Origin of the sequence: Bacillus sp. PPSBB_11 (assembly GCF_038023285.1) — a bacterium.
Lineage (GTDB): Bacteria > Bacillota > Bacilli > Bacillales > Bacillaceae > Bacillus > Bacillus altitudinis.
In genome coordinates this window covers 1,886,473-1,897,838 of the sequence record NZ_CP150633.1, presented here as the reverse complement: position 1 = coordinate 1,897,838, position 11,366 = coordinate 1,886,473, and the positions used below count along the sequence as shown (strand labels likewise).

Sequence of the window (11,366 nt, the reverse complement as noted above, 5' to 3'; positions counted from 1 at the left end):
AGAGGATGGAATGACGAGATGCTGACAATTCAACTAGATCAAACAGGGGAAAACGGATTTATTTATCATCAAATTTATACAAAAATTAAAGAGGAAATTTTAAACCGTAACCTGCAACCACACGATCAATTACCATCTAAACGAGAGTTAGCAGATACTTTAAACGTCAGCGTCAATTCAGTGAATGGCGCCTATCAGCAGCTGCTTGCCGAGGGATATTTATATTCAGTTGAACGGAAAGGCTTTTTTGTGGAATCACTGGAAACATTTCATGAATCAGGTCAACTGAAACCCTCTTCCCTTCCAGCAGATTTAAAGGAAAATCCGATTGAGCGAGATGACTGGTATTCCTTTTCACATATTTCTGTTGATACAGCCAATTTTCCTTTTAAAAGCTGGCTGAAAAGTGAGCAAAAAGCGATTCATCTCCACCAAGACGCCTTTGGTGAGCTGCCGCACCCACAAGGCGTCTATGAGCTGCGGGAAACGATTGCCCGGCTGATTGGACTTGCACGAGGGGTCAAATGCTACCCTGAACAGCTCATTTTAAGTGCAGGTACACAGTCGCTCATTCATTCGTTATCTAGCATCCTTCCAGCTGATCAAATATATGGATTAGAAAACCCCGGCTACCGCAGACTGTATCAAATGCTGAAAAACAATCATCACCGGATTGAAACGATTGGCATTGATCAAAAAGGGGTGCGGATGAGCGATATCCAGAAGAAAGAGCCAAATGTGTTGATCATTACGCCTTCTCATCAGTTCCCAACAGGGGTGATCATGCCGATTTCTAGGCGGATACAGCTATTAAACTGGGCAGCTGATCAGCCAGACCGCTATATCATTGAGGACGATTATGACAGTGAATTTAAGTACGGCACAGACAGCATACCGGCGCTACAAAGCCTTGATCGCTATGACAAAGTCATTTATATGGGGACCTTTTCGAAATCTTTGCTGCCCGGCTTGAGGATCAGCTACATGGTGCTGCCGCAGCATTTATTAAGACGCTATAAAGAAGAACAGCACTTTTTTATTCAAACGGCCAATCTTTTTACACAATACACCCTTCTTTATTTTATAAAAGATGGCGCCTATCAGCGGCATATTAAAAGAATGAATGGGCTATATGAGGAAAAACGAAAACAGCTCATTGGGGAGCTTGACACTGTCTTTCGTGACAACGTACGAATTATCGGGGAAAATGCAGGGCTGCATTTTATCGCAGAATTCCGCTCAGATCGGACGCAGCATGAGATTTTACAACGTGCCAAAGACCGAAAGCTGAAAATGTACGGGATGGACCGTTTTACCCTTGATGAGCATGTGCCTGGTCACAAAGAAGGCTTTGTCCCACTCGTCCTCGGTTTCTCTCATATGCGGCCAGAGGATATTAAGCCAGCGGTGAGACGCCTGTATGACTCGATTTATGGGAAATGAAACAGCTCATGTAGATGAATCGTGGCGCTCCTTTGACGGGACTAAACCGACAGAGGAGTGTTACGATCACATTCTTTCATAAACGTAATAGTTGATGTGAATATTTTTTTCTAGCAATTTCACGAGTGTTTGAAGGCTTTTCAAGTTGGTTGGCAGTAACGCAATACCATCTCCCTGTTCAACGATTTTGATCATTCCTTCAAACGAATCTAACTCAAATAGGGTTCGATCACCCAGCATACGTCTGGCCTCATGTCTTAATGGGCAAAGCTGATCACGATTCACGACCAATGAAACATCATCATCGTATATCTCTTTGGATTTTCCATATACGTTCAATGCCAAGCTCTTTACCTCTTTTAATTGATATTCCGCTTTTTCCATTTGATTAAAAGAAATAATTTGATCATACACATCCTCTGTTAACTTTTTGTTGATCGTACTTGATGAAGCAATGATAAAATCAGTGGCTTGAATATCCTCTAAAACATGCTGCTCATATAAAACGTTAAATAGAAGTTCAGAGCATAAAACGGTCTTTTTCTTTGAAGTCAATTTTTGTTGAATGTCCTTCGTTTCTTTTACGATTTTTTGAGCGTATTGATAAAATAAATCCCCCTGTCCTGTTGAACTGATTCCATGATGATGCCGGATAAAAAATGTTGCATCATATAAAGTTTCAAGCGCTTTGATTCTTTGAGAAATATTGGATTGCGCATACCCTAAAGCTTTAGCCGCTTGATTAATCGATTCTTTTTGATACACCTCTATAAAAATAATCAAATCATTTATATTCATCATGTTCACCTATCACTTTTTGTGATAACAATAACACAAATATGTATTATTCAACTGGTTTGAAGTCGATTATGATGGCTATTGAAAGGGAGTGTTTCAATGCATGCCATGCAATATCATGTGGATCTGCCTGCGGATTATGATATGAATATCATTAGAAAAAGAGTACGAAACAATGGATGGAAAACAGATGGATATCAGGATTTATTATTTAAAGCTTATTTGATCACTGAAAAAGACAAACATAGAAGTTTACACAATGGCTATTGCCCATTGTATATTTGGAAACAATCTGAGGGGATGACGGATTTTGTGTTTAAGGGGTCATTTGATCATATTTTACGTTCTTTTGGCTGGAAACAAATTAATATTGGCATCACATATTCCGTTCATTTAACAGATGATTTTCATCGTAGCACATTCGTTCTTGAAGAGTATGTGACGATTCATCCTACTGATTGCCTGGAAAACCTAGATATCGCCCATCTCTTTTCTCATTTTAACAACAATAAGGGTGAAGTCATCGCATATAACCCCAATAAATGGAAATTCGTCAAATATTCTTTTCTGGACTCATTACCAGAGAATATAGAGCAGCAGATTCACATTTATGACATTGTCCATCTGTCTATGGATCATTCAATGGCCTAATTCATGTTACACGAGACGCATCACAAATCCCCAAGGTTACAATGCCTTGGGGATTTGTCATTTGTTGATGCAAGATTCTCTTACCACCGCTCCTTGTCTACAGCTAAAACGGATGACAAGAGGCCTGGAAAAGCGGTATCAATGTCGTCCTTTCTGAGAGAGTAGTAACGGTGCTTCCCGTCAATTCTCACTTTCACGATGCCTGCCTCTCTTAGTACTTTAAAGTGATGCGACAGCGTGGACTTGGCAATGTTCATATGATACGTACCGCATGTTCTCTCACCCGCTTCTGCTAAGCAGCGGACAATCTCCAGCCGAACAGGGTCAGCCAATGCTTGCAGCACAGAAATGAGTCTCATGTTTTCTTGGGTTGGATGATTTGGATTATTCATACGATAAATGTATCGTATTTTGTTCTAACATACAATCTCGTTACTCGCCTATGACATTGTAACGCGACAACCTATGGAAACGACTATGACTCATAGACACTATTTTGAAGGGAAGAACCTTATTTGACACGGACAATATGGACTTGCTTATTCATGCTCTTATTGGCAACGAGCTTATGCGCCTGCCAATCTGTTCAGCAATTTGAGTCAAAACCACCTAGTGCAGAAGAGTTATTAACTCTCGATCCACAGGCAGATTTATTTCAATGGGAAGAAACGATCTATGAAACAAACATAGATTGGACAAAATCATTAAATGTAACAAAACACCAGCAAGTAGGTGTCATTCAGAAAACAGCTGCCAAACATTTTGAACATGGAACAGCTTCTCGGTTGAAAAAAGGAACACCTATTTACTCTGTCAAGGAGCGGAAAGACCTTTTGATCATCGAACGTAACGGACAAATCCACATATATGCCGCACATGCGGAAGGATAAATACCTGTCATTGGGGCAGGTATTTTTTTAAGTTCATTTTCTTGTCATGTGTCATTGGTTTTGTTATCATAGCAAAAGTGACCACTCGGTTTCCATTGTGACCATATGGTTTTGCCGATTCGGAAAGGACTTATGAAGATGAACGAAAAGCAAGAAGAGATTTTGCGGGTATCGAAGAAATTATTTTCTCAAAAAGGCTATATGAGTGTCTCTATGCAGTCAATTGCTGATGCCTGTAAAATATCAAAAGCGTCTATTTATAAACTGTTTGATTCAAAGGAAGCTCTTCTATTGGAACTGATTAAATACAATCAGCGCAAAATGAGAGAGATTTCTCAGATCATTCATTCCGAAACGACGCTGTCCAAAAAGGAAAAATTCACAAAAAAGATTAAGCTTGAGCTTGAAGAGTTTAAAGAGAATCATAAATTTTTGAATATGCTGTCCTTTGAAGCTTTTTCACAGCATTCGCCCATCGTCATTAAGCATTTACGTGAGACACGCTCCATTATCATGCAGCGGCACAGAGACATCATTTTAAGCACATATGGTGAATCTGTTGCGCCTTATGTGTGGGATCTTGTGATTGTCCTCAACGGATTAATGAGAGAATTCATCTTGATGTTGGCGATTGAGCACAAGAACATCCAATTAGAAAATGCCGCCGAAATGATCATCGGTGTGATGGACCGTGTATCAATAAAGCCTTGCTCCATTGAGCCTGTGCTAACAGATCAGATGATGGACTCTTATTTGCTTTCCACACAGGAAGAATATGATGAAGAAAAGCTTGTCATCTCGTACTTAACAAAGATGAAACAAGAGCTTCACACACTAGCAAACGGAGAAGAAAAGGACGATCTCCTCTCTGCGTTTGAACTGCTGAGTCAAGAACTGTCAAAGGACCAACCGAGAACCTTTTTAATTAGCTCATTGCTTGATTATTTAGGCAAACACAGCGTTTTATCTCAAAACGTGTCACAGCTGAAAAGCATTATTTTATAGATAAAGAAGGGATAATATGAACCAATCAACAACATCGTATAACCGGTCTGTGATTGTTGGGATTTTCCTCGTTGGGGCGTTCGTTGCGATCTTAAACCAAACGCTTCTCATTCCAGCGATCCCGCATATCATGGAAGAGTTCAATATTGATGTCAGTAAAGGTCAATGGCTGACCACAGCCTTTATGCTGACAAACGGGATTCTCATCCCAATTACGGCCTTTTTAATTGAGAAATTTTCAAGCCGTTCCTTAGTCTTAACGGCTCTTAGCATTTTTACAGCAGGTACCATTCTTGCTTCGTTCGCCACGAATTTCCCAGTGTTACTTGCAGCACGTATCGTGCAGGCAGCTGGCGCAGGGATTTTGATGCCGCTCATGCAAACGATCTTCTTAACCATTTTCCCAAAAGAAAAACGCGGGCAAGCCATGGGTATGGTCGGACTAGTGATTTCATTCGCACCGGCGCTTGGACCAACACTTGGCGGCTGGATTGTCGATTCCTTTAGCTGGAAGTTCTTATTCTATATTGTTCTTCCAATCGGTATTATTGATCTCATTCTTGCTTTCTTCTTAATGAAAAATGTCACACAGCAAAGAGACACTCGTATCGATGTCTTATCGGTGATCCTGTCTTCCTTCGGATTTGGTGGACTGCTGTACGGATTTTCAAGTGTCGGAACGTATGGCTGGACGAGTGCGACCGTTCTGATTTCACTCATTGTCGGCGCTGTGAGCTTGTTCTTCTTTATCCTGCGTCAGTCGAATTTGAAAAGACCGATGCTTGAGTTTGGCGTCTTTAAGTTTGCGATCTTTAGCTTAACGACCTTCCTCGGTATGCTCGTCTTTGCTTTACTGATTGGAACAGAGACGATTCTGCCGCTCTATACGCAGAATGTCAGAGGGTTATCAGCCCTTGATACAGGGCTGATCTTATTGCCAGGGGCTCTCTTTATGGGATTCCTATCGCCGATTATCGGACGAATTTTTGACAAAGTAGGCGGTAAAGGGCTGGCTCTAGGCGGATTTACGATATTAGCTGTCACTTCCCTGCCATTTATGATGCTCAGCCTTGATTCATCGATTACCCTCATTACAGTGGCCTACACACTTCGCTTAATCGGGGTTGGAATGATCATGATGCCGCTGACAACAGCCGGTATTAACTCGTTACCACCGCATTTGATTCCGCACGGGACAGCAATGAATAATACGATGAGACAAATGGGCGGCTCTATCGGGACGGCTGTGCTTGTCTCCATTATGAGCAGCTCTGCTGCCAATGCAGCATTATCCGATCCAATGAAGTCAGCCGTTCATGGCATGAATACGTCATTTATCGTGTCTGGTGCTATTGCGGTGATTGGACTTGTCCTCTCATTCTTCTTAAAAGAAAAACGTGAAAACAAAGTGATGAAGCAGGAGCTATCTTCTTCGTCCTCTTCTTCATAAAGACAAAGAGCTCGGCATATAGCCAGCTCTTTTTTCATCTATTCACACATAACGTCCTCCCTAAAAACACATTTGTTCATATAGAGAAGAAAAACCTTGATAATTTGAAGAAAAGAGTTGATAATAGAAACTATTCAATTTGTGAGAAAATTTTTACTATAGGAGATGTATGCATTGAAGGTCGTTAAATTTGGTGGCAGTTCTCTTGCTTCTGGCAAGCAACTGCAAAAGGTATTTGACATTGTCACAGCAGATCCAGCTCGAAAAGCAGTCGTTGTTTCCGCACCAGGAAAACGGCATTCAACGGATACGAAGGTCACCGATCTATTAATTAGCTGCGGTGAACAATATTTACGTTTAGGTGAAGCACACGATTTACAAGAAGCTGTCATCGAGCGATATGCCTCGATTGCGGATGAGCTGGGGTTAGGTCATGACATTATTGACACCATCCGGCAAGATGTAAACACGTTATTACAGGCTGATTCTTCTCATCCTGAGCGTTATCTTGATGCGATTAAAGCAAGCGGTGAAGATAATAACGCAAAGCTGATTGCAGCCTACTTTCAGCATCAAGGCGTCGAAGCGTACTATGTGAATCCAAAAGAAGCCGGTCTATTTGTCAGCGACGAGCCTGGTCAAGCGCAAGTCCTTCCAGAATCGTATGATCATTTGTACAAATTAAGAGAACGCTCTGGCATCATTGTGTTCCCTGGGTTTTTCGGTTTTAGTCTAGCGGGTGATATCGTCACTTTTTCCCGCAGTGGATCAGACATTACCGGTTCCATTTTGGCAAATGGACTGAAGGCAGATGTGTATGAAAACTTTACGGATGTGGATGCAGTGTACGCCGTCAATCCAACGATCGTTCATGAACCAAAGGAAATCACAGAGCTGACATATCGTGAAATGCGTGAATTGTCCTATGCGGGTTTTTCTGTATTTCATGATGAGGCACTTATTCCAGCCTTTCGGGCAGGCATTCCTGTTCAGATTAAGAACACCAATAATCCAGCGGCCAAAGGCACGAAAATTGTGAATCAACGGGATCATACGAATGGCCCTGTTGTGGGAATCGCATCAGACAATGGATTTTGCAGTATTTATATCAGTAAGTATTTGATGAACCGAGAAGTGGGCTTTGGACGTAAGGTGCTGCAAACGTTAGAGGAATATGGACTTACGTATGAACACGTGCCTTCTGGCATTGATGATATGACCATTATTTTAAGGCAGGATCAGCTGGAGGAGCAGCAGATTGAACAAGAGCTTTTAGACCGATTAAAGCTTGTACTTGATGCAGATGAAGTGGTTTTAGAGCGGAACCTCTCGCTTATTATGGTCGTAGGAGAAGCGATGCGTCATAATGTTGGTACAACAGCAAGAGCGGCAAAAGCGCTGTCAAAAGCCAAAGTGAATATTGAAATGATCAACCAAGGCTCTTCAGAGGTGAGCATGATGTTTGGCGTCAAAGCGGCTCAAGAAAAAGAAGCCGTTCAAGCCTTATATGAGGAATTTTTCTCTATGTCCACGGTGCCTGTCTCCATTTAATCAGCAGACTGTCAGATCTCCGGATCGGCAGTCTTTTTGATCTCGCACGATTTGCGCATTAAAGTATATCTATTTCTCGTTTGATTTTGTATGATAGAGACAAATCAACTATTGTTCCGGCCATTGATCGGAGCTACAAGGAGTCCTAATCCATGCCTCGTCAACAACTATTAAAACAGTTTCGCAATTTTCATGATGCTTCTACAAGTATTTTAAACATGATGAGTCAATTCATTCATGTGAATACACTGTTTATTGCTAAAAATGATCAAAACACCAATCAGATTGTGAAGGTGCTAAATCACGACGAGCAGCTTCTTGAAGAAGGGGAAGAAAATCCTTACGAGAAGACATTTTGCAAGCTGGCGGTCGATCATCGCGATACGCTGTTGATCCCTGATATCCGCTTGGACGAGCGTTCAAAAAACTTAGACGTCACGAAACAGCTGCAAGGCGGATCATTTATTGGGGTTCCCATCGATTTTACTGATGGTACGAACTATGGAACCATTTGTGGACTTGATCTAAGGCCGCAGCAATTTACAGAAGAGCATGTTCATATGTTTGAAACGATGGCATCTTTGTTGAGTTACGTCTTAGAACTCGACCAGGCCAATCGGCAGATTCAGCAATTATCTGTACCGATCGTACCTGTTGTTGACGGTGTCGCCGTGCTCCCTCTTCTTGGTGATATCGAAGAGACACGTGCGCAGCATATTTTAGAAACCATTTTACAGGAAAGCTACAGGCTGTCGCTCTCTCATTTGGTCATTGATGTTTCAGGGACAAAACGACTCAATGAACAAAGCATTCAATACTTGGTCAGCTATGCGCAAACGTTAAGACTTTTAGGCATTTCAGCTGTTTTAACAGGAATAAAGCAAGACCTTGCGCTAAATGCGATTCAATCGAATATTTCATTTAAAGACATCACCATTCGTAAGGATTTACCGCAGGCACTTGCTCATATCGGCCTAACGTTTTCCAAAACAGAATAAGTGATGATACACCAAAAAGGGCTAAACCGAGTTTAGCCCTTTTTCTTCTTTTCAGCGTGATAGAAAACCTTTGCAGCCCTAGGAAAGACGAGTACCGGCGCGGAGCGAATTTCACATTCGTGAGCACCGGCACGCAGGACTGACACCGAATGCGAGGGTTTGTCTACACGCTGAGGCTAAACGGAGTTTAGCCCTTTTCTTGTGGTAGCGGTAAACGAATGATAAATGTTGTTCCCTTATGTTTTTCGCTTTTTAAATCGATATGTCCTTCATGCAAGTCCACAAGCTGCTTGACAATAGACAAGCCAAGTCCGTATTCTCCATATGGTGTATTCGTTCTCGAAATATCCGCTTTATAAAAACGTTCCCAAATGTGTTTGACTTCTTCAGGTGCAATGCCGATTCCCGTGTCTTCTACTTCAATGATCGTTTCCCCATTCTCTTCTTTCCCTCTCAAAGAAATACGGCCGCCTTCTGTAAATTGAATGGCGTTCTTTGTGATGTTGACGAGAATTTGAATGAGCCGGTCATAATCTGCGTATACCTTTTGTTCAGGGTGAACCTCTACCATGAGCTGATTGTTTTTCTCTTCAGCCATTCGGCTCAGCTGCTCCTTAATCACTTCAAACGTATCAATGAGTGGATAGTGAAATTTTTGAAGGGTGATTTGATTCGACCTGATTTTCTCATAATCCATATTTTCATTGACGAGACGAAGCATTCGTTTTGTTTCATCAGTGATGAGCGCATAGCATTTCTCTTTCTCTTCTGCCGGCACATCCGCAGTATTCAGCCATTCGACCAACCCTCGAATGGTCGTCAGCGGTGTTTTCAATTCGTGAGACACATCCGCAATGAATTGGCGTCTCCGTTTTTCAAGCCGGTCAATTTCCTCTCTTGACCGTTGAAGACGATTGGCCATCATATTAAAATCCTCACCTAGTGTACCAATTTCATCAAGGTGTTTGTTTTCAAGATGAATGTTGTAGTCACCATGCGCAATTTTCTCAGTTGCCTCTCTCAGTTTTTTGATACGATTCACATGGAACTTCGACAGAAACAGACTGAGAATAAAGGTAATCGTCAATGCCACAAACACGATGATATATAAATACCGGTTCATTTGAGCAATCAGCTCTTCTGCTCCTTGAATAGGAGCTATGAGCACCACCCCGCCCTTCAGCTTTCCGTCTTCCATGACAGGAAGTGCCACAAGTGATGCTTCTTGATCAAGCCGGCGTGAATCACTTCGCTTGACAATAATTTCTTCTCCTTTTGCGAGCTTGGCCCACAAATCTTTTGTGAGTAACGCTTCATGCGGCGGCATCTCTTGCTGCTGAGATAGCACAGTCCCTTTTTCATCAAAGACGAAAAAACGGATTTGTCTCGTCGAGAGAATGTCTTCAAATGGACGCAAACGGAAGTTCATCTCGGCTTTCGACAATTGTTTAAAATTCTCCAAAATTTCATTCCCATACGAACTCATTTCGTCTACCCTATTTTGATAAGCAATATCTTTCACAAAATGAGACATCAAGGTGCTGATAATAATGATGGCAATGAGCAATAACCCAAGGTGACTAATCAGCAACTGGTAAAAATATTTAATCTTCATCGAACTTATACCCTACGCCCCATACCGTATACAGAAAGGGCTTAGGTCCGTCTCCGATTTTTTGGCGCAATCGTTTAATATGAACATCAACCGTTCGTTCATCACCATAAAATTGGTATCCCCAAATTTGCTCAAGCAATTGTTCTCGTGAAAATACTTGCCGAGGATGCTGTATAAAAAAGCACAGCAAATCGTATTCCTTTGGTGTTAAATTTTCGATCCGTTTCCCCTCTAGAAACACTTCTCTCGTTTTTTTATCTAACTGAAAATGTTCGGTCTCTAGCCGTTCACCCTCTTTCGCTCCTTCTTGAGTAGATGTTGTTTGAGCAAAACGTCGTTTCACTGCTTTGATTCTTGCCATTAAGGTGAGCGGACTAAAGGGTTTTGTCACATAATCATCAGCCCCAAGATCGAAGCCCAGCACCTGATCAGATTCCGTTTCCTTTGCTGTCAGCATAATAATCGGAACATCACTGATCTGGCGTACTTTTTGACAAATGGTCAGACCATCCATTGAAGGAAGCATGACATCTAAGATGAGCAGATCCCAATCCTCTTCTTGCTTAAATCGATTCAATCCTTCTAATCCATCATGGACGAATTCCGCTTGAAATCCTTCTCGTTGAAAAAACATATCCGTCATTGTACAAACACTCTGGTTATCTTCAATCATTAATATTTTCATCATCAGCCTCCGCTGTTGCCTTTGTTTTTCTTTATGTAGCTTTATTTTACATGTTCCTTCTCAAATCTCAATTGGATTGATACGATTTCATGAACTTATCATGCTTTGGTCATCTTTTATTCATACTTTTTGATGGAGCTGAAATTTTGGAGAATCACATTGTTCTTTTTAATATAGTAGAATGGAAAAATGAAGGAATTGCAGAGGATAGTCTAGATGAGGACAGTGTCATTTACGTTCTTTCAGATGAAGAAGTCTCCCCTGTAGTAAAAGAATGAAA

Annotated in this window: 12 protein-coding genes; 8 read left to right on the top strand and 4 right to left on the bottom strand. The window is 41.5% G+C overall.

Translation table 11 applies throughout. From position 1 onward, the window contains the following. Positions 1–18: 18 nt before the first annotated feature. Complete coding sequence (locus V7L95_RS09285; protein ID WP_050826952.1) at positions 19–1,443, top strand: PLP-dependent aminotransferase family protein; 1,425 nt, start codon at positions 19–21, stop codon at positions 1,441–1,443. Between the two features lie 66 nt (positions 1,444–1,509). Here V7L95_RS09285 and V7L95_RS09280 read toward each other — a convergent pair whose 3' ends face one another. After that, positions 1,510–2,241, bottom strand: coding sequence for a LysR family transcriptional regulator (locus V7L95_RS09280; protein ID WP_050826951.1), 732 nt, complete (start codon positions 2,239–2,241; stop codon positions 1,510–1,512). Between the two features lie 99 nt (positions 2,242–2,340). Between V7L95_RS09280 and V7L95_RS09275 the strand changes: the two genes are divergently transcribed. Next, the gene (locus tag V7L95_RS09275) at positions 2,341–2,892 is read left to right on the top strand and encodes a DUF4865 family protein (RefSeq protein ID WP_265786102.1); all 552 of its coding nucleotides are present in this window, start codon (positions 2,341–2,343) and stop codon (positions 2,890–2,892) included. Positions 2,893–2,972: 80 nt separating this feature from the next. Here the strand turns inward: V7L95_RS09275 and V7L95_RS09270 are convergent, their stop codons facing one another. Further along, positions 2,973–3,284 carry a metalloregulator ArsR/SmtB family transcription factor gene (locus V7L95_RS09270; RefSeq protein WP_007498144.1) on the bottom strand — a complete coding sequence of 104 codons (312 nt, stop codon included), beginning with the start codon at positions 3,282–3,284 and terminating at the stop codon, positions 2,973–2,975. A gap of 123 nt (positions 3,285–3,407) precedes the next feature. Here V7L95_RS09270 and V7L95_RS09265 point away from each other — a divergent pair, with 123 nt between their 5' ends. The 5 genes from V7L95_RS09265 to V7L95_RS09245 all read left to right on the top strand — a co-directional run bounded on the left by V7L95_RS09265 (position 3,408) and on the right by V7L95_RS09245 (position 8,786). Continuing rightward, a complete protein-coding gene (locus V7L95_RS09265; RefSeq protein WP_019743157.1) occupies positions 3,408–3,782 on the top strand; it encodes a hypothetical protein in 375 nt (124 codons plus the stop codon). 138 nt (positions 3,783–3,920) lie between these two features. Continuing rightward, complete coding sequence (locus V7L95_RS09260; RefSeq protein ID WP_235633552.1) at positions 3,921–4,787, top strand: TetR/AcrR family transcriptional regulator; 867 nt, start codon at positions 3,921–3,923, stop codon at positions 4,785–4,787. Between the two features lie 16 nt (positions 4,788–4,803). Beyond that, positions 4,804–6,237 carry an MDR family MFS transporter gene (locus V7L95_RS09255; protein WP_047946163.1) on the top strand — a complete coding sequence of 478 codons (1,434 nt, stop codon included), beginning with the start codon at positions 4,804–4,806 and terminating at the stop codon, positions 6,235–6,237. A 174-nt stretch (positions 6,238–6,411) separates the two neighbouring features. Then, positions 6,412–7,788 carry an aspartate kinase gene (locus V7L95_RS09250; protein WP_076822666.1) on the top strand — a complete coding sequence of 459 codons (1,377 nt, stop codon included), beginning with the start codon at positions 6,412–6,414 and terminating at the stop codon, positions 7,786–7,788. Positions 7,789–7,940: 152 nt separating this feature from the next. Then, a complete protein-coding gene (locus V7L95_RS09245; protein ID WP_007498153.1) occupies positions 7,941–8,786 on the top strand; it encodes a GAF domain-containing protein in 846 nt (281 codons plus the stop codon). A gap of 187 nt (positions 8,787–8,973) precedes the next feature. Here the strand turns inward: V7L95_RS09245 and V7L95_RS09240 are convergent, their stop codons facing one another. Both V7L95_RS09240 and V7L95_RS09235 read right to left on the bottom strand, forming a co-directional pair. Then, positions 8,974–10,401 carry a HAMP domain-containing sensor histidine kinase gene (locus V7L95_RS09240; RefSeq protein WP_076822664.1) on the bottom strand — a complete coding sequence of 476 codons (1,428 nt, stop codon included), beginning with the start codon at positions 10,399–10,401 and terminating at the stop codon, positions 8,974–8,976. Then, on the bottom strand, positions 10,391–11,086 hold the full coding sequence (locus V7L95_RS09235; protein WP_017358523.1) for a response regulator transcription factor: 696 nt from the start codon (positions 11,084–11,086) through the stop codon (positions 10,391–10,393). Before V7L95_RS09235 ends, V7L95_RS09240 begins: the two co-directional genes overlap by 11 nt. Positions 11,087–11,232: 146 nt before the next feature. On the opposite strand from V7L95_RS09235, the gene V7L95_RS09230 reads away from it, so the two are divergent. After that, complete coding sequence (locus tag V7L95_RS09230) at positions 11,233–11,364, top strand: hypothetical protein (RefSeq protein WP_255391292.1); 132 nt, start codon at positions 11,233–11,235, stop codon at positions 11,362–11,364. Positions 11,365–11,366 lie beyond the last annotated feature (2 nt).